The following is a 25,488-nucleotide window of genomic DNA, read 5'->3' on the forward strand; positions in this document are numbered from 1 at the left end:
GCGACGGAGCCGATCACCGCGCCCGCGGCGGACACGATCGCGACGGTGCCGAGGGCGCGGATGAGCTCGGTGACGGCATACCGACCGCCACCGGTGAACGTGACGACGCCCGCCTCACCGCGCAGGGCCGGGAGCGGGCCCGTCCCACCGGCTGCGTGCAGCCGGGGCCCACTGCGGGAGAGTTGTCCCGCAGCCGCCGGCTCCGGACCTCGGAGAGTGCAACCGCCGGGCGGGCGGCGTTCCCGGATACGGCTGTCAAGGGGCTGCCAGGACCTCCACACCGAGTGTCCTGAGCCGCTCGAGGGCCGGGTCGTGAGGGTCGGCGTCGGTGATCAGGCCGGTGATCTTCTCCCACGGCAGGACGCGATACGGGGACGCCGTACCGATCTTCTCGCAGGAGGCGAGGATGTACGTGTCCGCGGCCCGCGCGGACAGGGCGCGCTTCATCGCCGCCTCGTCGGCGTCCCCCGTGGTGAGTCCGGCCTCGGGGTGGACGCCGGTGACACCGAGCAGGCACAGGTCGGCGGAGACGTTCTGCGCGGCCTCGACCGCGGCTGCGCCGCAGGTGACCGCAGAGTGCTTGAAGACCCGTCCCCCGAGCAGGAAGAGCTCCGCCCGCGGGTGTTCGATCAGCGCCGTGGCGATCGTCGGGCTGTGGGTGATCACCGTGCAGGCGAGGTCCCTCGGAAGTGCCCTCGCCACGGCGAGGGCGGTGGTCCCACCGTCCAGGATCACCGAGCCGCCCGGCCGCACCAGTGCGGCTGCCGCCGAGGCGACCTTCCGCTTGCCGTCCGGGGCCACCGCCTGCCGGGCGTCGTAGTCCACCACTGCGGGGGAGGCGGGCAGCGCACCCCCGTACACCCTCTGGCACAACCCCTCGGCGGCGAGATCGCGCAGGTCCCGCCGCACGCTGTCCTCGGAAATGCCCAGTTCGGCGGCGACGTCCTTGGCCACGATCTTTCCGGTACGGGCGAGCAGATCGAGCAGGTGCTCGCGTCGTTCAGCGGCCAGCATTTACATTCCTTCCTGTTCTTGCACGTTTCTGCGTGTATTGTAGCCGCTATGACCGACAAGCCCTTGCTCATCCTCATCGCAGGCCCCTACCGTTCCGGTACCGGCGGAGACCCGCGGGCCATGGCCGCCAACCTCGACCGCCTGGAATCCGCGGCCTGGCCCGTCTTCGCGGCCGGACACCTCCCCGTGATCGGCGAGTGGGTCGCCCTGCCCGTCCTCCGCTCCGCCGGCGCGGGCCCCACCGACGCCCTGGCCGACCAGGTGCTCTACCCGGCCGCCGAACGGCTGCTCGCCCGTTGCGACGCCGTGCTGCGCCTGCCGGGCGCGTCCGCCGGCGCCGACCAGGACGTCGCCACCGCCCGCCGCCGCGGCCTGCCCGTCTTCCACGACATCTCCGAGATTCCGCGCCGCGCCCCGCAGGAGACCAGGTGACGGGCATCCCGGGCGTCGACGCCCCCGATCACCGCGGACGCACCGGTCTCCACCTCGCGGGACGCGACCTCGACCGCAATCCCGACGTCCGGATACGCGACGTCGAACTCACCTCCCAGGGGTGGCACGTCCTGCGCCGTACCACCTTCGACTACAGGCGCCGCGACGGACGGTGGGAGACCCAGCAGCGCGAGACCTACGACCGCGGCAACGGCGCCGTCGTCCTGCCCTACGACGCGGAACGCGGCCGCGTCCTGCTCACCCGCCAGTTCCGCTACCCCGCCTACGTGAACGGCCACCCCGACGGGATGCTGATCGAGGCAGCGGCCGGACTGCTCGACGAGCGGGACCCGTACACCGCGATCCGCCGGGAGAGCGCCGAGGAACTCGGCATCGGCCTCGGTCCGCTCACCCACCTACTCGACGCCTACATGAGCCCGGGCTCCGTCACCGAGCGCCTCCACTTTTTCGCCGCCCCCTACACCCCGGCCGACCGGACCGGCGCGGGCGGAGGACTGGAGGAAGAGGGCGAGGACATCGAAGTCCTCGAACTTCCCTTTGACGAAGCCCTCGCCATGACCCGCGACGGCCGCATCAGGGACGGCAAGACCATCATGCTCCTGCAATGGGCAGCCCTGTCGGGGCCGTTCGCCCATGAGCGCCACATCTGAAGAACGAACGCCCCAAGCCGGGGGGAAGCCGCGCGCGGGCGCGGAACATGACCGCCGCACGGCCCGTCGGCGGCGTACGCCTCACCCCTCGCGATCCCGCCGGCCGCTCGTCATCCGGCGAACCCCTCACCACGTCGCGGGAAGCCGCCACCCGCAGCCGCAGCCAGAAGAGGCGAAGCCCCTCCACCGCCCGACATCCGTTCCTGTGATCGAATCCGCTCCCGGCCACCGGGAGCAGGACAGGAGGAGGGGACCATGTCGCAGTTCTCCAGACGGTCGCTGCTGGGGTACACGGGAACGGCCGCGGCCGGCGCTGTGTTCGCGACCGCCGGTACGTCCGAGGCCGCGGGCCGGGACGAGCCCGCCACGGCCGCGGAGGCCACCACGACGTCGACGTCCGCCACGAATCCCGTCGAGTTCGTGGACGGCACCGAATTCCGGGCCGACCAGTCCATGTCCGAGAGCGACCTGATGATGGAGATGAGCTTCAAGGTCCGCGTCGACAAGCCGAACGGCTGTCCGTCCGCCCAGGACATCACCCCTCTGGAGGTGGCAGAGGCGCTGTCCGCACTCGCCCAGTCCAAGGGCTGGCCGCCGCTCACCTTCTACGGCACGCCGGCCCCCGCACCACTGAACTCATGCGGGCGCGCCGGGGCAGAAACCCCTCGGCGCTGCGGCCGGTGCACGGCCATCACCAGGGACCGCCGCTCCGGACGGCCAGGCGTCCTGACCCGCTCTGCCAGGGCCCGGCAGAGCGGGCCGATGTGTGAACAGAACCCCGCAGGACTTCTCCGGATGCAAGCGGCTCCGTGTCGTCCCCGGCACCGGCGAACGCGTCCGACAAGCTCCCTCTCCGCCCGATTCTCCAGGACCTAGGCTGGTACGGAGATCGATCAAGGAGCGGGGCAGTGCGAATAGAGCGTCACCAGGTTGGCCGGGCAGCCGTGTCGGCCGCACGCGAGGACTTCACGAACCGGATCGGGGGCCGGGTCCGGTCCATGTCGAAGGCCGGCCGGATGACCACCTACGAATGGGGGGCGATCGCCGACGAGTTCCTGGACTACCTCGGCGCGCTCTCCGTCGGCACCCCCGGCCTCGACACGCCGGAGGCCCAGGCGGCCCTCAAGGACGCCTCGGAGGCTGCGGCCGGCGCCGTCGCCTACGCCGCCTACCATCCGCACTGCGGCTTCCGGGTGTTCCTGGATTACGTGAACTTCGGGATGAGCTACGACCCGGGTGAGGACGCCCCCGTGGAGAGCGTCACGGCCCCCGAGTGGATCGACGCGCTCTGCCTGGCCGTCCTCAGGGACAAGGCCCAGTGGCATGGCGAGGCATTCCACTTCGCCCGGCAGAAGTTCGTCGAGCCGGCGCAGGGCACGCCTGCCGGCGAACTCGCCACCGGGTTGTCGGCCGTGGTCCTGGACGACACCGGCGACGACGAGGAGTACCCACCGAGCACGCGGGCCAAGCTCGCCGCCATCGACGCGGCCCTGGACCGTCTCCGCACCCGTGCCGCGGAGACCGGGCACCCGCTCCTGGACCGGCCGGACAGTGCGGCGCTCCGCGCGTTGCGCGCCCTGGTCCTCGCGGACCGGGACGCCTTCGACACCGCACTCGCCGGCCTGCTGACCGGGCACGCCGCCCTGCAGAGCCCCGCCGCGGCTCCGAGCACCCTGCTCCCCCTGGTCCCCCTCGCTCTGGCCGCGCTCGCGTACCGGACGCTGGGCTGGACGCCTGCCGTCAGCACCGACTACCTCCCGCACGCGCTGGTCACCGGCTTCGAGACCCGGGGCCCGAGAGTCGGAGCGTTCGGCCGGGACCGGCGGCAGGACGCGGTCGCCGCGCTCGCCGCCGGTCCGCTGGTGGTGGAGCGGCCCGTCTGTGAGCACGAAGGGCTTGCGCGGATCGAGGCCAGGTACGAGGAGCACCTCCGGGAGGCGTTCACCGCCGATCCCGGAAAGCCCTTGGCCGTCTGGCGTCTCGGCCACGCGATGAACGATCAGGAGCGCCTGTTCAAGTGGCGGGCGGGCAATCCCGGCGCCGACACGAGCGCCCAGTTCGCAAGCCTTCGTCTGGCCTCCCAGATGGGGGCGGCGCTGTTCCGCATCGCACTGGCGGAGCCGGGCACCGAGGCCGAGGTCGTCATCGGCGGGCGAACACTGCGCTACCCGGCCGAGCGGGGCGAGCAGGCGAGTGCGGGCAACTGGCAGACGGCTGCCGCCTTCGCGCTGATCACCGGGGTACGGGAGGATCTTGCCCCGCTGGTCCTCACCGGCCCCGCCTTCGCACGCCCGGACGGCTCCGCGTGTGCCGCGTACCGCAGGGCCCTCCACGCCTACCTGAAGGGGACCGACCCCGAAACGGCCGCGCAGCTTGCGTGGGAGGAGGCGGAGAAGGCCAAGGACTGGGGCTTCGCGATGCCGCCCGCCGTGCTGCTGTCGCAACTCGTCGAGGGTGACGAAGGGAGCTTCAACCTCGCCCTGGCCGACGCGCTCGAAGCCCACCGCGCCTACTACCAGGTCGCCGACCGCGCCGACGGCCCCGATGCTTCCGTGAACCTGGACATCCTCGCCCTGGCCTGCCACGCCCGGCGCCGGGGCTGGGCCGTCCGCGTGGAATCCCCTTACCTTTCGCCGGACCTGCTGCTGGCCGCCGAACCCTTCTAGGGTGCCTTGGCCGGGGCCACGCGCTGCCCTCGTCATCGAGGCCGTCGGCCCGCACCGGCCGTGGCGCGTGCGGGCGGGGCCGGTGCGGATGCGGCTGGGGCGGTTCCGGCAAGCCGCCCCGGAAACACCGCGGGGATGCCCGCTCAGGACCCGGCGGACGAAGCGCTGAGCGGAGCAGTACCGAAGGTAACGGGGCTGATGTCGGCTGCGAGGAGCAGCAGGCGCAGCGGCTGGGGCCGCAGTCCGGTGACGGTGACGCTGCGCCCCGGGGCGCCTCTCCGCGCACGGGGAGAAAGGAGGAGGTGGAGACCGGCGACGTCCATGAAGGGTGCGTCGTGCAGATCCCACTGCACGTCGGTCACGTGCGGCGGGAGCGCGTCGGTCGCCGCGCGCAGCGGGGCAAGGGTGTCGGAGTCGATCTCCCCGATCGGGGAGATCCGTGCGGACGTGCCGTTGATGACGGTGGTGATGTCCATTCTGGGCGCGCCCCCTTCCGGGGTCGTTGAGCCCAAAGGCGAAGCACCCGTGGTGAGGGGCCGCGACGATGTCAGGGGGCAGGATGCCCGGGATGGGGGCAACGCCCGGCTCCCCGAAAGACCGTCATCCGTGCCGGGGTGGCGGTCGGTCTCATGTCGGCCCACCGTCGCACACACATGCCCGTTCCGGCGAGTCCCGCCGGCTTCTCGGTGCGTGCACACCCGCCACCGACCCCGTACCTCTCCGTTGCGGGCGGCGCCCATGCAGGACGGCCGAAGATTCCCTTGGGGGAGGTCATGGTTCCCGAGGAAATCTCCGGCCGTCTTTCCCTACTGCCCCGTAACGCTTTCCTCATGCCTGACCGCGCCGACATCGGGGACGGCGTACGCCGACGTGCGGGTGGGCCGCAACGACGAATCGTTGCGGCCCACCCGCACGTCATGCAAAGCCTGCCCGCCCGGCGGGCATCACCACCGGTACCAACGGCCCCGCTTTCCATTCGCCGTCGGCCGGATAATGAATCCGAGCAGCCAAACCACCAGCACGATGACCGCTATCCACCAAAGCGCCTTCAGTGCGAAACCGGCACCGAAGAGAAGCAGAGCCAGCAGAAGAACAAGAATGATGGGAACCATGATTATCAACCTCCGAGACATCCTCTGCCCCAAGGTCACGGATTCACTCCCGTGGCCTTAAGGGAATTTTATCTCGCGCCCGGCCAGGCGGCGCCGGGGCAGGTCGGCCCATGCCTGCCCCTTCGAGCACCTACGGCATCGGGGATGGCAGCCTCTCCCCCATGGACACCTTCGCGGATCGGCTGGACGCCGGGTGGAGATGGTGGGACGCCGCCGTCGAAGAGGCACAGGAGGGGCGGTGGGTCCCTGATGCCGTGGAACGGCAGGTGATGCTGGACATCGCTGCGGCGACCAACCCTCTTCATGGTGGGCGGCCGGCCCCCTTCACAGAGGAGTCGTGGCACGTGCGCCTGGGAAGGATCGCGAACTGGGCCGGAGTGCTGCGGCTCGCGTCCCGGGCAGGCGGCTGGGTACTCCAACCGGTCGCCGGGCGGAACCCGCCGCCCCATGCGGGCATGGCCGAGTTGCTCTCCGGCATCTACGCGATCGCTGAGCAGGGAGAGATCTGGATGGGTCGGCTCCTCAGGGGCGAAACGCCTCCGGAGGACGAGGTTTCGAGAGCGGAGGCATTCTTCACCGGACCCGGGTCCATCGAGGACCTCGAGCTCTTCTTCTACGACTGACAGGCCGCAGGTATCGCTACGGCCATCCGTACCGGACGCTCGGTCCCGGTATCCCGGAATTCAGTCGACGGTCGAGCTCTCGTCGGGCGGAACCGATATCCGGCCACGCCCGACGAGTCCGGTTCATATGCCTGGCGGGCCGGCAGCGTGCCAAAAGGCGCAGTGGTGCGCATCATAGGTGTCGCCGACGTGGACCGCCCCGGGTCCGGGGGCCAGCGACAGTACGGGGCCCGTGGCGCTCAGGGCCGGCCAGCGCGGGGCGCCGGGTGTGTTCGGATTCCCGGTGCGGGCGAAGGACGCCCAGTAGTCGATCATGCGGTCGGACAAGGTGCTCTGCGCGTCGGTCAGGGGCCGTTCCGTGGGCACCGAGGAGAAGAGATAGGGCAGTTCGAAGCCGTGTGCCGCCCCGTAGGGGAGGTCGGGGTGCGCGGGCAGGCCGGACAGGACGGGGGCGTCCGGATCGCTGAACTCGTAGCCGTAGAGCGGGATCCGCGGCGCCTGCGCGGTGATCGTGCGGGACGCTTCCAGTGTGGTGCATGCCAGGGAGCGGTCGGTCAGCACGGCGGACCAGGCCAGTGCCGGCGTCGGATAGCGCGCCGCCGGATAGTGCGAGGCCACGGCGGAGGCGGCGGGCCCGAAGGCGTCGTCGAGACGGGCGCGATAGTCCTCGTCGGTCCGGATGGGGTACGCGGCGAGTGGCTGGCCGACGAACATCCGCATCTCGTCGTGGTTGGTGCCCTGGAGGAGCGGCACCCGAAGGAAGCGGCCTGTGGCGAGGGCCTTGCCCGGTGCCGTGGGCAGCAGTGCGTTGCCGAAGGCGGGGCGGTTGAAGGCCTGCATCAGCGGGGCGGTGGCGAGACGTTCTGTGGTCTGCCCGCGCAGGCAGGCCAGTACCCGGGCACCCTCGTTCCCGGCGCAGCCCAGTTGCCGCGCGGCCCGGGCGCCGCTGCCCTGGACATCGCGCTCGGCGGCAAAGGGCTCGTACGCCGGCGTTCCGGGGCCGAGGGCGCCGGGCGGGAACGCCATGAGGCAGGAACCGCTCTGCAGCACCGCCCTTCGGAAGAGCCCGGCCGCACGCGGGGAGGTGAGGTGCGCGCAGACGCTCAGGGCCCCCGCGGACTCGCCGAACAGAGTGACGGCGTCCGGGTCGCCGCCGAAGCGGTCCGCGTTCGCCCGTACCCAGCGCAGGGCGGCCTGCTGGTCGGCGAGGCCGAACGGCGGAGCGGAGCCCAGGGCCGGATGACCGAAGTAACCGAACACACCGAGACGGTAGTTGACCGTGACGACGAGGGTGTCGCCGCGAACCGCCAGCCGCTCGGCCCCGTAGTCGCTGCCGGACCCGCCGAGGAACGCCCCGCCGTGCAGCCACACCAGTACCGGGCGCCGTTCCCCGGCCGGCGGAGGCGCCGACGGCACGGTGACGTTGAGGTAGAGGCAGTCCTCGGAGCCGTTCACGCCGTCCACGCCGGGCATGGGCATCTGTATGCAGCGCGGGGCCGGGGCCGTGGCGTCCCGCACTCCCCGCCAGGCCGGGGCCGGCGAGGGCTCCCGCCAGCGCAGACGGCCGGTGGGCGGCGCGGCGTAGGGGATGCCGTCGAAGGTGACGTACGCATCGTGGGCGGCGCCGCGGATCAGGCCGTGATCGGTCCGTACGACGACTCCCGTACGCATTCCGTCCTCCCGCGGCGGTTCGGCGGCCGCGGTCGCGGCGGACACGGCCGTGACGGCGAGCAGGACGACAAGGCGCAGCAGGCGGACGCTCTGCGCCCGCAGGCCGATTCGCCTGCGCGGGCGTGATGGTGGGATCGCGGACATGCGTGCTCCCGTGTCTCGATGGGCCGGACCGGAGGCGGCCGGTGCTCAGTACGCTAGAAGCTCCCGCGCGCTGGAGGTTCAAGGGTCTGTGACGCACCGCACATGGAGCATCGGTGAACTCGCCGCCGGGACGGGCATCTCGGTGAAGACCCTGCGCTACTACTCGGACAGCGGTCTGCTGCCGGTCGCGGAGCGCAGCAGCGGGGGCCACCGGCGCTACGGCCCCGAGGCGTGGGAGCGGATCGGGCTCATCAGGCGCTTGCGCGCGCTCGAGACCCCTATCGCGACCATCGGCCGGGTCGCGAGCGGGGAGCAGGCTCTCGGCGATCTCGTAGCGGCCGAACTCGCCGCCGTTCAGGAGCAGCTGACGCAGTTGCGATGGCGGGAGGCGACCCTTCGCGCCCTCGACGACTGCGCGGAGGGCGAGCGGCTGCGGCGCCTGGAGGTTCTCGCCCGGGTGCAGCGGCTTCCCCAGGCACGGCGGAGCCTTACCGATCACTGGTACCGCGAACTGCCCGCGGAGATGCCGAAGCGGCGGCTCGACCTCATGGTCGCCATGTTGTCGCCCGAGCCCTCGCACGCCCCCTCCCCCGCCGCGGCACTGGCCTACGCCGAGATCCACGTTCTGGTTTCCACGCCCGGCTTCACTCGCTGGACCGGGGATCACGCGGAGGAGATGCGGGACGCGCCCGCCTTCTACGGCGAGATAGACGAGGCGGCCGCCCTGACGGCCGCTGCGGTGAGGGAGGGGCTGCCGCCGGGCCCCGGGGAGGCGGTCGACGCGTTCGTATCCGCTCACGCGCGGGCGCGCGGGGAGTCGGACAACCGGGCCTTCCGTCGCTTCCTGCACACACTGGTCTCCAGGTCGTCGGGGTTCGACCCACGTCTGCGCCGCTATTGGGGCCTGCTGGACACCGTCACCGGCGGACGCTCCTTGAACATGACCGCGGCCCACGCCTGGCTGACCGAGGGGTTGGGACGCTCGATCGCCGACGGCCCTTCGCTGGAACAGCAGATCGATGGGCAGCGGCACGAGTGAGGTGCCCTCGTGCACTGGTGCTCCCCATGACGGTTCGGTGAGTGCCGAACCGTCCGGCCGATAGCGTGCCGAGTCCAGCGCGGGAGGTGCCCGCGCCGGCATACGCAGCGGAGGCGGCCCGATGTCCGAACCAGATCTGAAGCAGCAGCTCGCCGAGCGGTTCCGCGAGGTCAACGGCGACCACCCGATGACCGACGCCGATGATCTCTATGTCAGCGCGCAGTTCATCTCCCTGGAGGAGCTGTGCGCGGTCCACGGCCGCGATGTCGACGCGGTCCGGCGGCTGATGCTGGAGCAGCGTCTGCCGCTTCCGGGGTATCTGCGCTCCGACGGTGCTGAGATGGTGCCGACCGACCTGTTCGCACTCGCCGAAGAAGCCGGCGGCGTAGAGCTGCTCGAAGCGTGGTTCACCGCTCACTGGGCCGACCCGATCACCGGGAAGGCGGAGTGGAACGCGTATCTCAGCGGACAGTACGTGTGCCTGCACTCGGTGACCCCGGCCACCATTCAGCGCAAGGATTACCTGACGACCGCGATCAGTGCCTCGGAGGACGAGCCGGACGCGGGCTCAGCGCAGTGGTGTGAGCGGCTGCACCGAATGGTCGACGAACTCGACTCGTTGGAACCGGCGTTCACGGCCTATGACCGCCTTCGGTTCGACGGACCGACCTCCCGGGACACCTGCATCGACGCCACGCGCGCCCGCTTCTCGCGCCCGTGACCCAAAGTCAGCGATGGGGTGCCGAGGGCGCCCGCGCGAAGGGCGCGTTCCCGTTGGAGGCGGGAGCGGCCGGCGTCGGTGAGGCTCAGCAGGAGCTTGCGGCCGTCGTCGGGGTGCTGCTCGCTGCGGACCAGTAGGTCAGCATGTCCGGGTACGGGGACGCCTTCAGCGCGGTGGGCTTCGACATCCGGGTTCATGGAACCTGGCACGCGGTCATCCACCCGGACGTTCCGCGCATCCCCAACATCGGACTCGTGGTGGACGAGACTCTCTTCCACCCCGGTGACGCCCTGCTGCTGCCCGTGCACGCCCCCTGGTCCACCGTCGGCGATCTGATCGACTACGTGCGGGAGGCCGCTTCCCGCGATGCCTACGCTGTGCACGACGGCGCCCTCAACGATGTCGGCACGGTGGTGATCGAGGGCTTCCTCGGCGATCGGGGGCCAAGCCTCCCGGCCCGCTTCCGCCGGCTGGCCCCGGGCGCGAGCGTCCGGATCGGCTGAGCACCCGGCCTCGACAACGGGAGCGCCGGCCTCCTCGACACCACCTCGCAGCCTCAACGAGCCGAGCCACCGCGTCGGGCTGCTTGGGCGATCGGAGGCGGCCGGCACCTGTTCGCGGACATGGCGGTGGCCATCCTGCGCCGTGAAGCCGGCCGCGAAAGGCTGTACGGAGCCCGCCCGCTTTCCGAATGGGGGGCGGCGCAGGTCGGTCAGGGCCGGCGGCCGGCGGTCCGAGGGGTGTCACATGTCGGGCGATCCGCTGTGACCAGCCACGACGTGCTGCGCAGCCGGACCGTGCCGTCCGCTGCCTCGTGGGCACGCAAGTGGTCGGTCAGCGCGCGGAGGGCGCGAGCCCGTGTGGTCGTGTCGGCCTGCTCCATCAGGTAACGGCCGGGGCCGGTTCCCAGCAGGAACTCCGCCGCGTCTCCGGCTCCGCTCCCCCACGCGCCGTACGCCTGCACCTGGTTGATGGTGAGGTCGGCGAATCCGGCCGCGGTGAGCACATCGCGGATGCGGTCCGGTGAGGCCAGGGAGAACATGCCGGGCACCCCCGGCTGCCCGAAGTCGCCGACCGGCAGTAGGTCGCGCAGCGATGCCACTGCCGTAACCCAGTCGTTGAGCGCGGCCTCGGCCGGACAGATGAACGCCAGGCGCCCGCCGGGGCTCAGCGCGCGGCCGATGTTGCCGAATGCGGCTACGGGGTCGGCGAAGAACATCACCCCGTAGCGGCTGATCGCCGCGTCGAAGGCGCCCGCCCCAAGGGGGTGCACCTGCGCGTCGCCTTGGGTGAAGGAAACGTTGCCGATCCTCTCCCGCTCGGCACAGGCTCGGGCTGCGGCCAGCATCGGGGCCGACAGGTCGACGCCCAGCGCGTGCCCTCCGGGTGCCCGCAGCGCCGCGAGGCGTGTGGTCTGCCCCGAGCCGCAGCCGAGGTCGAGGGTCCGGTGGTTTCCCGTGATCCCCGCGGCGTCCAGGAGCGGCTCGTTGAAACCCTCGTTCACGGCGTTCCAGCGGTCTTGGTTGCGGGCCCAGTGGGCTCCTTCGGAGCTGTTCCATGCTCGTGCCTGTTCGGTGTTGGCGATGTCCGGCACGGGGTGCCTCCAATGGTGGACGACGAAGAATGGGCGTGCGCCCAAACCATATGGGCGTGTACCCAAACTGGCAATCCCCGTTACCATCGGAGCGGTTGTGCTCTTTGAGGGCGGCAGAGCCGGAACGGAGGGAGGGGCCCATGTCACCACGCGGAGTAGCGACGCCGGATGTTCGCGAGCGGCTGTTCGCGGCCGCCGAGCGCGTTGTGGAGAGGGATGGCCCCGGCGCACTCACCAGCCGGTCGATCACGACCGAAGCGGGCTGCGCCAAGGGCCTGCTGCATACGCACTTCGCAGGGCTCGACGAGTTCGTGGCCGCGCTCTGTCTCGACCGGTTCGCGCGGACGGCGGCGAAGGCGCAGGCACTGTCGAGGCTCGTCGGGCATGGCACGGTGGCGCAGAACCTCGAAGCCGTCGCCTTCGCGCTGTTCGACTCGGGCGGTCCCGCCATCTCGGGGCTGGCCATGACCCGTCCCGCCGCCGCGCTGCGCATCCGCGAGTCCCTCGAGGGCGGGGCGCCCGGCTTCACCGCGTTTCAGGAGGCCATCACCGGCTATCTGAAGACCGAGCAAGGGCTCGGCCGGGTGGCCGAGTCCATCGCCCCGGACACTGTGGCCCTCGCCATCGTCGGCACTGCCCACCATCTCCTCATGACCGGCTGGCCCGACACACCGGATCCCCGGCCGGCCATGGCGCGCCTGGTGGCCGCGATGGTGAACGGCTAGTCAGGTAGCACCTTCTGCCATCGACCGGCTCATCGACGTCATCCTGCGCGGCCTGCGTCCGAACGCCTGGCCCCGCAGCCGGCCGTGCCCCGCAGCCGGCCGTGCCCCGCATCACTCACGGGGCCCGGCGCCGAGGCCCCAGGGCCGCCGACTGCCCGGATGCCGCAGTCGAGTACGGAACTGGCCGGTAACGGCACGTCTTGCCGCGCTCGGCCCTTCGCGGTCACCGCGACCCGGCTGCGTCCGTCGGCGAGTTCAATGGCATCCGAGGGCGGCCATGCGGCGCATGACGGCGATCGGGATGAGCGGGTTGTGGGCGGCATGTCCGGCGCTGTGTGCGTCGAGCAGGAGTTTCACGAGCGCGTCCGGCGGAAGGGACGGGTTCTGCCAGGCACGCCGGCGCACGGCCTGGTCCGGATCGGCGGCGAGGCGGCGCAAGGAGCCCGGCGAGAGCCGGCGGTTCTCACCGGCGGCCATGCGAACGAACGGGTCTGCGTCCAGGCTTAGTTGCTCGATCAGGGAATCCGTGGCCGTAGGGACGTCGAGTGCGAGAGCCCGGAGGCGCGGGTTCGGGCCGGTTGCGTAGCGCAGCAGGCCGTCGCGCGGGAAGTTCGGGTGACTGCGCGGCCGGCCGGGGAAGGAGAGGCTGCCGTCCCACCAGGATGCGACCTCGAGAAGCATCTCCGGCGGCGCGTCATCACAGGACTCGGCGAGGAACAGCCGTACAACGCGGTCCTCATCCCGGGCGAGCAAGCCGACCACGTCCTCGGGGAGGCGGGGTGCCCGTGCGACGCTGCGGCGCACGAGCAGTTTCGGCGAGGCCGCGAGACGGCGCATGGCTTCGGCGTCGTCGTGGAGGGCGCCGGCCCACCAGAGCCCGGTCGTTTGACGGTAGGGATCGACATCGGGTGCTTCAGCGGCTGCGGCCTCGATCTCGTCGGGTGTCGCAGGCGGTGTGGCATCGGGGTACGGAGCGCGCCCGATGCCGGGGCCGCCACGCGCGAGCCGTCGTGCCGACCGCTCCTGTTCCGCGAATTCCGTGAGCAGTTCTCGCTCGTGCGGACTCTGCGCACTGGCGATCAGCCGCCGCCACTGCTTCTCGGAGAGGTGTCCGCATTCGGCAGCTGTGGCGCGCACCCGTCTCGAAGTGTGTACGACTGCCGCATCCAGAACGTCGGGGGACAGGTCCGCACGCCATTAATGCCCGGGTTCGCCGGCATCCAGGAGGTCAAGGAGCACATGCACTGGTGCCGCACGGTTGAAGCAGAGACCGGACAGCCACGAAAGCCGGACTCCACGCTCGACGCCGCCGGTCGAAGTGAGCGCGCGCCAGGGGCCGGGTGCGCCAACGGAAGTGTCTGTCACCGGCGTGACTAACGCCCGTGCGGTCCTTCCGGCGCCGCCGAGTCGGCCCGCACCGGAGGACGCCGTCCAGGGCGGGAAGCCCGTTGGGGGCTCCCCGCACTGCGGTGGCCATCGCCCGCCGTCACTGCACGCAACGGCTCCGGCGGGCGTTACCCGTGGTAGGTGATGTAGCCGTTACCGTCGCGATCGTTGGACTTCTTGGTGTAGGCGTGCACGTCGGCACGGGCGCCGGAAGGCTTGTAGAGGTAGATGGTGTCCTTGTCGTTGTTCCATATGAAGTTGCAGTTCTGGCGGTAGACGACGTTCTTGGCGTCGGAGTCGGTGCCGCGGTTCCCGCGAAGCTTGACGTAGTCGCCGGGCTGCAGCGTGTGGGACTTGGTGAACGTGAACTTGTTCCCGGTGGCGTCCTTGACGACGTAGCCCTTGAGGTTGACCGTCGTGGTGCGCGAGTAGTTCTTGATCGTCAGGTACTCGCTTGCGGCGTTGCCGCCCGAGCACTTGTTGGAGTCACGGCCCGGAGCGTCGTACTGAACGCCCTTGATCTTCAGGACCGAGGAGTACTCGGCCGCGTGGGCCGGTGCCCCGACGACGAGACCGAGCGAAACGACCGAAGCGCCGGTTACGGCAGCGGTCAGGGCATGACGAATACGCATGAGGCCCCCCTCTGTGGTGCGGATGTGCGGATGCAGCGCCCCGGAGCCTACCGACACATATGACTATCAGGTGAAGATGTCCGGGGGAAATCATGTGCGACATGGCCGCGTGAAGCCGCCCCGAGCGCTCCGCGGCGGAAACCACGGGATGCGTATGCCCGGGCCCCGGCCACCGGCATCCGGGTCGAGGAGGCGACAATCCGGGGGAGACATGGCTGGTGGAGGTCGGGGCAAGGCGGCGGGCACCGTCACGATGGATCGGTCGAACCCGTTGTGGACATGTCGTTCTGTGTGCGCACCGCCGCGACGACGAGGACTGTGAGCGTGCTGCCCGGGCGCAGTTGGACGACGATGCGGCGAACAGCCGTTACGTGACTGCCCAGTTCGCTGCGCGGGGTTCGATGTGGCGTGCGGGGGGGACCACATCGAACCCCGCGTTTCAGATCAGGAGCCGTCGATCAGTTTCTGCACCTCGGACGGGACCTCATCACCCGAGCGAACGGCGAAAAGCGCCGCTGTCTCCGGTGTGTCCCCAATGGCGATGGCCACCTTGGGAGAGATGCCGTCTATTGCGTAAGCATTCTCCGTCCGAACCTCCGCCTCGCTCTCATCCTGGCCGCCGGTGTCGTCGCACGGGGTTTGGGTCGCGCTGCCGAGCTTGTTCCCGAGTGTGAACTTCACGTGCGGAGCCACGTCCAGATACGACCTGTCCTGGTAGGTGTACAGATTGGCGCAGGATGCCTCCCCCTCGCCCCCGCCGCCGGCCGTACACGCGGCCACTGACATCACCATGACCGCCGCCACCAGCAAGCCCGCGGATCGCCTGGTCCAGCTCATCATTCCCCCCTCAGTGGATGCCGCGAAGAAGAGAGGTGCCTCTTCTTCGCCGAGTGACCTCGCCATCGCTGGACACGGGAATGAGACCGTGCCCATGGTGAGGCCCTTGTGTTCCGCCGTTCGACGTAAGCGACCCGGATTGCGTTCCCTTGGTGCGCGTTCCTTCCGAGCGGTGCGCGCATCCGATGCGGCGGGGTTACCCTCGGGTACGTCTCATCGGCGGGCGCGTGTCTCGCCAGGGCGCGTGTCTCGGGCGATCCCGCCGTCGGAACCACAGCCACGGCAGCCGAGCCGACGAGGGGCAGGCCATCTCCCCCCGAGGGAGGGAACAGCTACTCGTCGCTGTAGCCAAACTCGGCTTCCAGACCAACCTCATGGCCCGCAACATCCGTATACGGCCTAGCGCCAGGGGTCGAGGGCGTGCTTGCCCCGGGTGGTACCCGCTTCGAGGTCCCGTAGCACTCCCGGCCCATCGGCCAGGGGGTGCAGCTGAGGGGCGCCCGGTGGATAGACACCGTTGGCGATGAGGGCCTCGAGCTCGGTGAGCAGGCCTCGGTAGACAGCCGGGACCGCGGCTGCCAGCGCCCCGATGTGCAAGCCCTTGACCTGCACCCGGTGGGTGAAGACCAGATCGTGGGTGGTCAGGACGGCCTCACCGGAAGCGGCGCCGAAGACGACCACCCGTCCGATGAACGGCTTGGTGACCGCCAGGCTGACCGGGAAGGTGGCCTGCCCCACGGACTCCAGCACCACGTCCACTCCGCCGGTCAGCCGAGTGATCTCCGCGGCGAGGTCAGGACGCGCGCTGTCCAGGACCGCGTCGGCGCCGAGCGCGGCGACGGTGTCGTGTTTGGCCGCTGAGGCCGTGGCGATCACCCGCGCTCCGTAGTGGCGGGCGAGACGGACCGCGGCCTGACCCACACCGCCGGCCGCGGCATGGATGAGAACCGTCTCACCCGCCTCGGCCTCGCCCAACGGCTTCAACGCCGCGAGCGCCGTAGCCCAGTTCAGCACCAGCCCGAGGGCTTGTGCGTCCGACCAGCCGGGCGGGACGGGAAGTACCTGCGCGGCCGGCATCGTCATGTACTGCGCGAAGGCGCCCGGCCCGGCTCCGACCACGTGGCTGCCGAGAACAAGGGGTTCCGCAACGCCCTGTCCGGCTGCCACGATCTCCCCGGTGGCTTCGAACCCTGCCGGGTACGGTGCCTGCGGCCCGCTGCCGTAGGTTCCCCGGGTCTGCAGCACGTCAGCGAAGTTGATTCCGGCGGCGCCGACTCGGATCAGGTACTCGCCCGGGCCCGGGGTGGGACGGCGGCTCTCAGCGGTGAGGCGCAGGTCCCTCGGGCCATCGTGGGAGTGCTGAATCAGAGCCCGCATCGTGGGTTCGGCGGTGTGCTGCTGCTCATTGATCTCCATGCCCGGAAACGTAGAAGCTTCACACACACGTCAAGGTCAAGCAGCGGTCGTCAACCGGGGCGGCGGGCCTCCCGCAGGTACGCGTCGAGCGCGGACCGCTGAGCGCTGAGATCGGCGATGCGGCCCGCGAGCCGATCGCGGTAGCTCTGCACCTCGCGTACGAACTCCGCGCGCGGCACCCCCGAGTCGCCGTCGGCGCCATCCGTGAGGTGGGGCAGGAACTCTCTGATCAACCGCACGGGCAGTCCGGAATCCAGCAGCGAGCGGATGACCAGAACCCGGTCGATGGTCGACTGGCAGTAGTCGCGGTATCCGTTGCTGATCCGCCCGGGGACGATCAGGCCCTCGTCCTCGTAGTACCGCAACGACCTCGCGCTCACGCCGCTGGCACCGGCTGCTTCGCTGATCCTCATACCTGACGGCAACGTCCGGGGGCGCCCGAAGCTTCCGGGCGTCAACGGCCCTCTCGGCGCGGCTTTCGGTGCCGTCGATGATGCGGGTCCAGTTGTCACCGCCGTGTCCGTCCTCGATCGCGCGCCGGTCATGGGCCTGCACGGCCAGGGGGAGCGCGAGGTCGAGGCCGAGTGACGTGCTGGTTTCGACGATGTGGTCGGCCGTCGCGCCCATCATGGTGACCGTGCTCAGGTCACCGGGGTGCTCTCCGGAATCCAGCGCCGCGCCGGGATTCGCCGCACCAGCCCTGAGCATGGCGTCGATCGAGTCGGCGAACAGGAGCAACTCCGGCAATGCCTCCTCGGCCCTCATTCCCGCGGTGCCCAGCATCGCGATGGCGTGCATCAGCGAGGACAGGGTGGTGAGGAATACCGCGAGCTGGGCTTGGTACATCATCTGCGCGAGACCTGGATCCTCGCCGAGATACCTCGGTGTGCCGAGCAGTGCCAAAGTCGGCCGGTGGCTCTCCATGACCTCGCCGGGGCCGCTGTAATAGACAGGGGCCGCCTCCGTGCCGACCATCGGGGCCGGGACCATGACACCACCGGCGAGGAATGCGGCGTCGTGGCCCGCTGCCCAGGATGCTGCCTCACGTGTGCGGTCGGGAGTGTCGGAGCTCAGATTGACCAGCGCCCGGCCGGCGGGCGTTGCGGTGGCGCGGTCGAGGATGTCGTACATGGCCCGGTTACCCCCGGCGACTCTTGACCGCACGAGCGTGATCCCACGGTCCGGTCACGACGAATCGTTCCTGCCTGCCACCCAGTCACGTAAACGATGCCTTCTGCTTGGGGCGGCTCATCGGAGACCGGGTCGAGTCGGGCCGGGAAAACGTTTCCCCTCGCCGCCATTCACGGGCGCAGCCGACAGGTGATCGTTGGTCCAGAGCGGTCGCAGCCCGAGCGGGTACCGAATCTCCTCGAACTGGTCCGGGTGCGGAATGTGCCCGCTTTCTGCGTGGGTGCTCGACGTCGGAGCGGACCGAGCCCCTCTCTCGATTTCCTCCATGCGTCGACCGAAGTCGACACGCAGCTCGTCCATGGTGTCGAAGAAGCTCTCCAGCAGCGCGCGCATTGCGTACCTCCTACAGCCGCGACACCCCCGGCCCCCACCGTTCTGTTGCGACGGATGTGTAGGGCGTTGCGCAGGGGTGGCCGGCGCAGTGCTCGATCGTGATCGTTTCGGGATTCCAGATTTCCCAACGACTTTCACCATCGAAGGGAATGCTCCATTCGGGTGGTGCGACCCACCGAGCCGCCCTCCCCCGCATCGGCGTCCTCATTCCCCCGGAGTCAGGCACAGGGTCAGGATCTGGAACGGGCGCAGGGACAGCTGCACGTCCCGGCCCTCCACCCCCGGCGCGGGCTCGTCCGTCAGTTCGCGTTCGAGGAGGTCCGTGATGTGCGCGGAGGCCAGGGGGAAGCCGGTCCGCAGTGTGGTCCTGGCGCGTCCGCCGCCGGCTTCGTAGAGGCGGACGATGACGCGGCCCGAGCGGTCGTCTGCGAGCTTGACCGTCTCGATGACGACGTCGGCCGTGGTCTCGTCGAGCAGCCGGACCAGAGGTTCGACCGGCGCTCCGCCGGGTACGACGCGCTCGGGGAGGTTGAAGTGGTATCCCTCGCGGACCGCGTCCTGTAGCCCGGCGCCGATGACCAGTCCGTAGCGCAGGCGGTGCTCGCCCCGGTCGCAGTCGGGGTCCGGGAAGAGGGGCGCGCGCAGGAGTGAGAGCCGTGCGGTCGTGGTGGTTCCGCCGTCGGGGCGCATGTCCCTCGTGACGTCGTGGCCGTAGCTGGAATCGTTCACGAGGACCGCCCCCCAGCCGGGCTCCTCGATGTGCAGGTAGCGGTGGGCGCAGATCTCGAATCGGGCGCTGTCCCACGAGGTGTTGGTGTGGGTGGGGCGGCGGACATGGCCGAAGGGGATCTCGGCGATGGACTCCGCCGCCCGGAGGTCGAGCGGGAAGGCGGCCTTGAGGATCTTCTCGCACTCCTGCCAGTCGACGTCGGTCTCGATGTCGAGGCGGCGGCTGTCCTCGCCGAGGCGCAGCACCTGGGTGATGCGCGAGGCGTTGAACCTTCGTACCACCCGGATGCCTCCGGGGACGGCGACGACCTCGTCCGCCTCGGTCAGGTCGCGGACAGTGTTGCGGTAGAAGGCGTCGACGTCCCAGGCGTCCCACTGGTTCGGGAAGTCCTGGTGCAGTTGGAGGAGGTTTCCGACCATGCCGGGAGCGAGCGCCTCACGTCCGGCGGTCAGGTCGTACGCGGAGGTGACCAGCCCGCGGGTGTCCACCGTGACGCGTACGAGACCGTTGTCCAGGACGAGTCCGCCGTCCTGGACGGGGCTGGGCTCGACCGGGCGCGCGGCCCGCGCGCGGGGGGACGCGCCGAGCGCGGGTATGCCGTCGCGGGTGTGCGGTGCGGCGTTGAACACGGTTTCGCCGGCCGTCCCCTCCGCACCGGCTGCCGCGAGGGTGCGTTGGGCGGAGTCGATGACCTCGCCGAGTTCCCGGGCGATCTCGGCGTAGACCGTCTCGGCCTCGCGGTGCACCCAGGCGATCGAGGTGCCGGGAAGGATGTCGTGGAACTGGTGGAGCAGTACCGCCTTCCACACCCGGTCGAGCAGTTCGTACGGATAGGGCAGGCCGGTTCGCAGTGTTGCCGTCGCGGACCACAACTCGGCTTCCCTGAGGAGGTGTTCGCTGCGCCGGTTTCCCTGCTTGGTGGCGAGCTGGCTGGTGAGGGTGCCCCGGTGCAGTTCCAGGTACAGCTCGCCCACCCACACGGGCGCCTCGGGGTACTCCCCCTGGGCCTTGGTGAAGAACTCCGCCGGCCCCTCCATCGTGATGCGGGCCGAGCCCTCCAGGTCCTCCAGCCTCCGGGCCCGCGCCAGCATCTCGCGGGTGGGGCCGCCGCCCCCGTCTCCGTACCCGAAGGGGACGAGGGAGCGGTTGGCCGCGCCCTTGTCCCGGAAGTTGCGCTCGGTGTGTCCGATGTCGGCGCCGGAGAGGTCTCCGTTGTAGGAGTCGACGGGCGGGAAGTGGCTGAAGACGCGGGTTCCGTCGATGCCCTCCCACCAGAAGGTGTGGTGCGGGAAGGGGTTGGTGGCGTTCCAGGAGATCTTCTGGGTGAGGAACCACTTGATGCCGGCCAGCTTCATGAGCTGCGGCAGGGCCGCGTTGTAACCGAACGTGTCGGGCAGCCACATGTCCTCGGTCTCGACACCGAATTCCTCGAGGTAGAAACGCTTTCCATGGACGAACTGGCGCACAAGGGACTCGCCGCCGGAGAGGTTGGTGTCGGGTTCGATCCAGAGGCTGCCCGTGGGGATGAACTGCCCCGTGCGCACCTTCTCGACGACACGGGCGAACACCTCGGGCCGCTGTTCCTTGAGCCAGGCGAGTTGCTGGGCCTGGGACATGACGAAGCGGAACCCGGGGTGATCGTCCATCAGCGCGGTGACGTTGGCGACGGTTCTGGCCGCCTTGCGGACGGTCTCCCGTACGGGCCAGAGCCAGGCGGTGTCGATGTGCGCGTGGCCCACGGCGGAGACGCGGTGCGCCCCCGCGTGCGCGGGGGCGGCGAGTGCGGGGGCGAGCACCTCGCGTGCCCGCGCGGCCGTTCCTCCGATGTCCTGGAGGTCGATCGCGTCCAGGGCGCGGTCCACGGTGTGCACCAGCTGCCAGCGTCGGGTGGAGTCCTCGGGCAGTTGGTGCATCAGCCCGGACAGGACGTCCAGGTCCTGTACGAGTTCCCAGACGGTGGAGTCGAAGACGGCGAGGTCCATCCGGCTGAGGCGGTAAAGCGGTGTGTCCGGCGTGGTGTCGCCGCTCATCCACGGGGGGACTCCGCCGGCCCGGGTGGGCACGAAGGGGTCGCCCCCGCTTCCCGAGTCGAAGATGACCGGGTTCGCCGCCGCCTCGATGTAGTAGACGAATTTCTCGCCGCCATCAGCCCGTTCGGCGATGGGCAGCCACGCGTTGCGGGGGTTGAGTGCCTTGACCGGGCTTCCGTCGGGGCGGTACACGAGGCCCTCGGCGGAGAAGCCGGGCTGGGTGGAGCCGAAACCGAGGTCGAGGACCGCTTCGACGCGCTGCCCGGCCCATCCGGTGGGCACGGTGCCGCTGATCCGGAACCAGGTGGTGGACCAGGCGGGCCCCCACGGGTCGCCCACGCGCACCGGTGCGTAGGGCGCGTCGATTCCCTCGGACACGGGCACGGGTTCACCGGTGACCCTCCAGGCCGCGATGTCGAGAGGAAGGCTCTCGCGGTACACGGCGGGCCGCAGGCGCAGGTCGAGTACACGGGCGAGCCTGCGTTCGGTGACGGTTCGGTCGTGGTGCATGAGTGCTCCGGAGGGGAGGGCGGGGCGAGAGGGCAGACCGGTGCCGTGGAGGTGGCGGCGGGGTCCGGGTCAGCGCGTCCCGTAGCGGATGACGTGGGTGGGTACGACGGTCCGGCGCGCCGGGATCGGCTCGGCGGACGGGCCGTGGATCCGGTCGATCAGCATCTGACCCGCCCGCCGGCCGATCTCGTCGGCGTCGTACGAGACGATCGTCAGGGGCAGGCCGAGGACGTCGGCCAGGTCGAAGTCGTCGAAGCCGGCGAGCGCGACCGGGCGGCCGAGTCCATGCACGGCGCGGATGGCGCCCTGCGTCAGCCGGTTGTTGGTGCAGAAGAGCGCCGTCGGCGCGTCGGGGGCGTCGAGGAGCGCGCGTGCGGCGGCCTCGGCGGTGGGTACGTCGGTGAGGCCACGCCGTACGTGAGTCTCGGTGGGTTCGATCCCGGCCGCTTCGTGGGCCGCCCAGTAGCCGCGGAACCGCTCCGCTCCGGTGTAGAGGGCGGGCGGATTGCCGAGGAAGCCGATGCGGCGGTGGCCGTCCGCGATCAGCTGTTCCACGGCCTGTTCGGCGCCGCCGAAGTCGTCGACCAGCACGCAGTCGGCGTCCATTCCGGCGGGGGGCCGGGAGGCCAGGACGATCGGCATGCCGCGCAGCGCCACGGGTCCGAGGTGCCGGTGGCTGCTGCCCGCCGGGACCACGATCATGCCGTCGACTTGACGGGCCGCCAGGTCCTCGACGAGCCCGCGCTCCTTGTCGACCTGCTCGGCGGTGTTGCTGAGCAGCACTCGCAGGCCGTGCTCGGACGCCACTTCCTGCACGCCGAGCGCCAGGCGCGAGTAGAACGGGTTGGCGAGGTTGGTGACGACCAGGCCGATCATCCCGCTTCCGCCCAGCCGCAGGCTGCGTGCCGTCTCGTTGCGCCGGTAGCCGAGTGCCTCGACGGCGGACAGGACGCGTTCCCGTGTGCTGTCGCTGACCCGGGCGTCGTCCTTGAGCACGCGGGAGACGGTCATGGCACTGACGCCGGCGCTCGCGGCCACGTCGCGCATCGTCGGGGCGCCGGTGTCGCCCGCGCGGTGCTGTGCCATGTGCGGTTCTCCTGCGGGTTCGTGAAGGGGCCTGTGGATCGGGAACGCGGTCATTCTAGGTCCGCACCGAAAGGGCGCCGGCCGCCCTGTGCAGGGCCCAGTGAGCGGCGCCGAGCAGAGGGGCGTCGGCCGGGCGCAGCGCCGTCACGGCCGGGGGCGCCGACCCCGGGGCCCACGACTCGAAGCCCTCGCGGACTGCGGGCCCGACGAGGTCCCAGGAGCCGGCCATCGATCCGCCGACGACCATCAGGTCCGGGCGGAACCGCTCGCACCAGGGCGCGAGGGCCCGTCCCAAGGCGCCGAAGCAATGCCGGATCGTGTGCCGGGCGGGCGCGTCGCCGGCCCGGGCCGCGTCGGCGATCTCGTGCACGTCGGGGAGACGACCGTCGTCGGGCAGGTCCGCGGCGTCGGCGTGGAACCTGCGGATCGCCCGTCGCGAGACCACCTCCTCCAGAGGGAGTCCGTCGATGGTGAGCCGGTGGGCGCGGCCGCCGGGCGGTACGTCGGGGCCGTCGGCCACCGGCCGTCCGCCGTCCAGGAACGAGGAGCCGACACCGGTCCCCAGCGTGATGCACAGGACCCGGCGCCGCCCTGCCGCCGCGCCCGCCCGGTACTCGCCCAGGGCGAACGCGTCCGCGTCATTGACGAAGCTGATGCGGCGCGGGGCTCCTGGGAGCCGGACGAGCAGTCCGGCTCCCACGTCGACGCCGTCCAGCGACTCGAACTTGCCGATGCCGCGGAAGCGGCCGATCCCGGTTTCGTAGTCGAAGGGGCCGGGTATCGCCACGCCCCAGTGGGCCTCCCTCGGAGCCTTGACGCGGGCGCCGACGGCGGCGATCGCGTCGAGGAGCTCACCGGCCGGTGCGTCGGCGGGGACCGGCTCCCGAACCACGGCCAGGGGGGCGGGCCGCGCGGCGGCCGTGTCGATGACGGCGGCCGTCACGTGGGTGCCGCCGATCTCCAGTACGGGGACGCGGCTCATGCCGGGGTCACCAGGGACTTCACCACATGCACGGGGTCGCTTCCCACGGGGTGCAGCCGGTAACCGCCCACGCTCGCGGGGATGGTGAGGGTTTCGGCGAAGGCCAGGTCGTGCCGGTCTCCACGGTCGGTCTCCACGACGACGCCGCCGCCCGAGGAGACGTTGAGGACGTGGAAGCGGCCGTCGGTGTCGCTCTCGGCGGGCTCGGGCCCCTCGATCACGAAGCGGTGCACCGCGTAGAACATCTCGGGCAGTGCGCCGATGACCTCCTCGCGCCAGCCCTGGCCCTCGTGCAAGGTCCTCGGCTCCTGCACGAGTTCCTTGAGGACGTCGTCGCCGCGCCGTGCGGTGTCGAGGTTGGCGAACGCGTGGCCGGAGGAGAGGGGCCTCGGCGCGCCGGAGACGCCCTTGCGCAGCCAGTCGTAGAAGCGCAGGGAGTAGAGGTAGGGGGTGGCGCTGATCTCCAGGACCAGGTTGCCCTCACCGGAGGCGTGCGGGGTGCCGGCCGGGATCATGTAGAGCTGCCCGGTGTCCGCCGGGTGCACCATGACATGGTCTTCGACGCGCAGCGGGGTTCCCTCCGCGGCGGCCGCCTCGACCTCCTCACGCATGACTGTCACGTCCGTACTGTCCCGCAGCCCGAGATAGACCTGCGCGCCGGGGTCGCACGCCGTGACGTAGTACGTCTCGTGCTGGGTGTAGGGCCACCCGAAGGTCTCCCGCATGTACTGCTCCCGGGGGTGCAGGTGCAGGGAGAGGTTGCCGCCGCCGACGGTGTCGAGGTAGTCGAAGCGGATCGGGAAGGACGTGCCGAAGCGGTGGTGGACGTCCGGGCCGAGGAACGTCTCGGGGTGGAGTTCGCAGAGCAGTTGGAAGGGCAGTTCCACCTGGGCCGTCTCGTCCCGGCCGACCAGGATTCCGGCTTCGGGGGCGATCAGCTCGTAGCCGAGGGCCGTGTTGCCGTTGCGGGGCTCGAAGCCGAGCTCGCGGGCCGCCCATTGGCCGCCCCACGGGGTGGAGTTGAAGAACGGGCGGGTGCGGACGGGGCCCGCCGCGAGGGCGGCCAGCGTCGCCCGGACAGCCGTACCGTCCAGCGAGGCGGGGCCGTTCTCGCCCTGGAGGTCGATCCAACGGTCGATGCGGGACGCCAGGCGGTCGCGGTGGCGGTCGCCGACGGGCCAGTCGGTGTAGAAGAGGCTGCGCAGCTCACCGGGGATGCCGGGGCGGCCCAGGTTGACGCCGAGCGGCAGCTCCCCGCGGGTGACGGCCTCTTCCGCGTACCGCTTGGGCAGGTCGGCCCACCACAGCAGGTCGGGCTCGCTGAGCGCGGCGCCGGGGCCGAAGACGAGCAGGACACCGGTTTCCGGACGCGGCTGGACGGGGGGCGTCTCGAACAGGTCGTCCATGGAGAAGCCGGCGAGCGGCAGGAAGAACGGGTCGGCGTCCGCGCCGGGGACGCAGAGCCGCTGGACCGCCTCGGCCGACCAGAGGTCGCGCACGTCGCACAGCGCGACCCGCGTGCCCCGTGCGCGCAGAGCGGCGGCGAGGGAGCCGGCGGCCTGCTCCCAGTCGAGTGCGGCGGGGCCGTCGAGGGCGAGGACGGTGCCCGCCGTGGGCACGTCCGTGACGGCGGCGGCCCAGCCGGTGACGACTGCGCCGCCGGTGGCGGCGTACCGCGGGTTGCGTTCATAGGGACGGGGCTGGTGCACAGAAGCTCCTGGGGAAGGGACCGGCAAGCAGTCCGCATGGTATCGATAACACGCAGGCTGATCAAGACGCGCACTCCTGGCCCCTACATATCCACTGCTTGACAGCAGTTTTCCGAGCTCTCTGCAGCCAGGCTCTTGTTTCAGCCTCATGGTGTCGTTAACATCCTCGCAGCCCGGAAGGCGACGACGCACGTCGTAGGCGCTTCCGGCGGCCTCCCCACCGCATACCGGAGC

Annotated in this window: 24 protein-coding genes and 2 pseudogenes; 9 read left to right on the top strand and 17 right to left on the bottom strand. The window is 70.7% G+C overall.

The features are described from left to right. Positions 1–255 precede the first annotated feature (255 nt). A complete protein-coding gene (locus tag ABZ565_RS04520) occupies positions 256–1,014 on the bottom strand; it encodes a DeoR/GlpR family DNA-binding transcription regulator (RefSeq protein WP_361020353.1) in 759 nt (252 codons plus the stop codon). Between the two features lie 48 nt (positions 1,015–1,062). On the opposite strand from ABZ565_RS04520, the gene ABZ565_RS04525 reads away from it, so the two are divergent. From ABZ565_RS04525 to ABZ565_RS04540, 4 genes are all read left to right on the top strand, one after another. Then, the gene (locus ABZ565_RS04525; RefSeq protein WP_361020355.1) at positions 1,063–1,446 is read left to right on the top strand and encodes a DUF4406 domain-containing protein; all 384 of its coding nucleotides are present in this window, start codon (positions 1,063–1,065) and stop codon (positions 1,444–1,446) included. Continuing rightward, positions 1,443–2,117, top strand: coding sequence for an NUDIX domain-containing protein (locus tag ABZ565_RS04530; RefSeq protein WP_361020357.1), 675 nt, complete (start codon positions 1,443–1,445; stop codon positions 2,115–2,117). Before ABZ565_RS04525 ends, ABZ565_RS04530 begins: the two co-directional genes overlap by 4 nt. 255 nt (positions 2,118–2,372) lie before the next feature. Then, positions 2,373–2,993: a hypothetical protein gene (locus ABZ565_RS04535; protein WP_361020359.1), complete on the top strand. Its 621-nt coding sequence runs from the start codon at positions 2,373–2,375 to the stop codon at positions 2,991–2,993. 32 nt (positions 2,994–3,025) lie between these two features. Then, on the top strand, positions 3,026–4,783 hold the full coding sequence (locus ABZ565_RS04540) for an Imm49 family immunity protein (protein ID WP_361020361.1): 1,758 nt from the start codon (positions 3,026–3,028) through the stop codon (positions 4,781–4,783). 143 nt (positions 4,784–4,926) lie between these two features. Here ABZ565_RS04540 and ABZ565_RS04545 read toward each other — a convergent pair whose 3' ends face one another. Next, entirely contained in the window at positions 4,927–5,259 is a 333-nt protein-coding gene (locus ABZ565_RS04545) for an STAS domain-containing protein (RefSeq protein ID WP_361020363.1), read from the bottom strand. A 468-nt stretch (positions 5,260–5,727) separates the two neighbouring features. Then, positions 5,728–5,895, bottom strand: a complete 168-nt coding sequence (locus tag ABZ565_RS04550) for a hydrophobic protein (RefSeq protein ID WP_361020365.1) — start codon at positions 5,893–5,895, stop codon at positions 5,728–5,730. Between the two features lie 161 nt (positions 5,896–6,056). Here ABZ565_RS04550 and ABZ565_RS04555 point away from each other — a divergent pair, with 161 nt between their 5' ends. Further along, positions 6,057–6,518 (top strand): hypothetical protein, encoded by a 462-nt coding sequence (locus tag ABZ565_RS04555; protein ID WP_361020367.1) that lies wholly within the window; start codon positions 6,057–6,059, stop codon positions 6,516–6,518. Between the two features lie 123 nt (positions 6,519–6,641). On the opposite strand, the gene ABZ565_RS04560 is transcribed toward ABZ565_RS04555, so the two are convergent. Next, entirely contained in the window at positions 6,642–8,333 is a 1,692-nt protein-coding gene (locus ABZ565_RS04560; protein WP_361020369.1) for a carboxylesterase family protein, read from the bottom strand. Positions 8,334–8,421: 88 nt separating this feature from the next. On the opposite strand from ABZ565_RS04560, the gene ABZ565_RS04565 reads away from it, so the two are divergent. Together ABZ565_RS04565 and ABZ565_RS04570 are read left to right on the top strand one after the other, a co-directional pair. Further along, the gene (locus ABZ565_RS04565; protein ID WP_361020371.1) at positions 8,422–9,372 is read left to right on the top strand and encodes a MerR family DNA-binding transcriptional regulator; all 951 of its coding nucleotides are present in this window, start codon (positions 8,422–8,424) and stop codon (positions 9,370–9,372) included. 121 nt (positions 9,373–9,493) lie between these two features. Then, positions 9,494–10,093, top strand: coding sequence for a DUF6058 family natural product biosynthesis protein (locus ABZ565_RS04570; RefSeq protein ID WP_361020373.1), 600 nt, complete (start codon positions 9,494–9,496; stop codon positions 10,091–10,093). Positions 10,094–10,110: 17 nt separating this feature from the next. Here ABZ565_RS04570 and ABZ565_RS04575 read toward each other — a convergent pair. Continuing rightward, positions 10,111–10,227 (bottom strand): annotated as a pseudogene (locus tag ABZ565_RS04575) (MarR family transcriptional regulator); the annotation flags it as partial. A gap of 9 nt (positions 10,228–10,236) precedes the next feature. On the opposite strand from ABZ565_RS04575, the gene ABZ565_RS04580 reads away from it, so the two are divergent. Beyond that, positions 10,237–10,596: a hypothetical protein gene (locus tag ABZ565_RS04580; RefSeq protein ID WP_361020651.1), complete on the top strand. Its 360-nt coding sequence runs from the start codon at positions 10,237–10,239 to the stop codon at positions 10,594–10,596. A 209-nt stretch (positions 10,597–10,805) separates the two neighbouring features. Here ABZ565_RS04580 and ABZ565_RS04585 read toward each other — a convergent pair whose 3' ends face one another. Continuing rightward, positions 10,806–11,687, bottom strand: a complete 882-nt coding sequence (locus ABZ565_RS04585; RefSeq protein ID WP_361020375.1) for a methyltransferase domain-containing protein — start codon at positions 11,685–11,687, stop codon at positions 10,806–10,808. A 140-nt stretch (positions 11,688–11,827) separates the two neighbouring features. Between ABZ565_RS04585 and ABZ565_RS04590 the strand changes: the two genes are divergently transcribed. Next, positions 11,828–12,412 (top strand): TetR/AcrR family transcriptional regulator, encoded by a 585-nt coding sequence (locus tag ABZ565_RS04590; protein ID WP_361020377.1) that lies wholly within the window; start codon positions 11,828–11,830, stop codon positions 12,410–12,412. Positions 12,413–12,667: 255 nt separating this feature from the next. Here ABZ565_RS04590 and ABZ565_RS04595 read toward each other — a convergent pair whose 3' ends face one another. The 11 genes and pseudogenes from ABZ565_RS04595 to ABZ565_RS04645 form a co-directional block, all read right to left on the bottom strand. Beyond that, on the bottom strand, positions 12,668–13,549 hold the full coding sequence (locus ABZ565_RS04595; RefSeq protein WP_361020379.1) for a hypothetical protein: 882 nt from the start codon (positions 13,547–13,549) through the stop codon (positions 12,668–12,670). Positions 13,550–13,926: 377 nt separating this feature from the next. After that, complete coding sequence (locus ABZ565_RS04600; RefSeq protein ID WP_361020381.1) at positions 13,927–14,430, bottom strand: lamin tail domain-containing protein; 504 nt, start codon at positions 14,428–14,430, stop codon at positions 13,927–13,929. Positions 14,431–14,874: 444 nt separating this feature from the next. Further along, positions 14,875–15,363, bottom strand: a complete 489-nt coding sequence (locus tag ABZ565_RS04605; RefSeq protein ID WP_361020383.1) for a DUF6281 family protein — start codon at positions 15,361–15,363, stop codon at positions 14,875–14,877. A gap of 303 nt (positions 15,364–15,666) precedes the next feature. After that, positions 15,667–16,683, bottom strand: coding sequence for a zinc-binding dehydrogenase (locus ABZ565_RS04610; protein WP_361020385.1), 1,017 nt, complete (start codon positions 16,681–16,683; stop codon positions 15,667–15,669). Positions 16,684–16,733: 50 nt separating this feature from the next. Next, positions 16,734–17,096, bottom strand: a complete 363-nt coding sequence (locus ABZ565_RS04615; protein ID WP_361020387.1) for a MerR family transcriptional regulator — start codon at positions 17,094–17,096, stop codon at positions 16,734–16,736. Positions 17,097–17,166: 70 nt separating this feature from the next. Continuing rightward, positions 17,167–17,817: pseudogene (locus tag ABZ565_RS04620) on the bottom strand (NAD(P)-dependent oxidoreductase); the annotation flags it as partial. A 114-nt stretch (positions 17,818–17,931) separates the two neighbouring features. Continuing rightward, entirely contained in the window at positions 17,932–18,207 is a 276-nt protein-coding gene (locus ABZ565_RS04625) for a hypothetical protein (RefSeq protein WP_361020389.1), read from the bottom strand. Positions 18,208–18,411: 204 nt separating this feature from the next. Next, positions 18,412–21,477 (bottom strand): glycoside hydrolase family 38 C-terminal domain-containing protein, encoded by a 3,066-nt coding sequence (locus ABZ565_RS04630; RefSeq protein WP_361020391.1) that lies wholly within the window; start codon positions 21,475–21,477, stop codon positions 18,412–18,414. A gap of 69 nt (positions 21,478–21,546) precedes the next feature. Continuing rightward, positions 21,547–22,563, bottom strand: a complete 1,017-nt coding sequence (locus ABZ565_RS04635; protein ID WP_361020393.1) for a LacI family DNA-binding transcriptional regulator — start codon at positions 22,561–22,563, stop codon at positions 21,547–21,549. 55 nt (positions 22,564–22,618) lie between these two features. Then, positions 22,619–23,545: an ROK family protein gene (locus ABZ565_RS04640; protein WP_361020395.1), complete on the bottom strand. Its 927-nt coding sequence runs from the start codon at positions 23,543–23,545 to the stop codon at positions 22,619–22,621. Next, positions 23,542–25,254 (bottom strand): class I mannose-6-phosphate isomerase, encoded by a 1,713-nt coding sequence (locus ABZ565_RS04645; protein ID WP_361020397.1) that lies wholly within the window; start codon positions 25,252–25,254, stop codon positions 23,542–23,544. The genes ABZ565_RS04640 and ABZ565_RS04645 overlap by 4 nt, the downstream gene beginning before the upstream one ends. Positions 25,255–25,488 lie beyond the last annotated feature (234 nt).

It is taken from the genome of Streptomyces sp. NPDC016469, assembly GCF_040632905.1.
GTDB lineage: Bacteria > Actinomycetota > Actinomycetes > Streptomycetales > Streptomycetaceae > Streptomyces.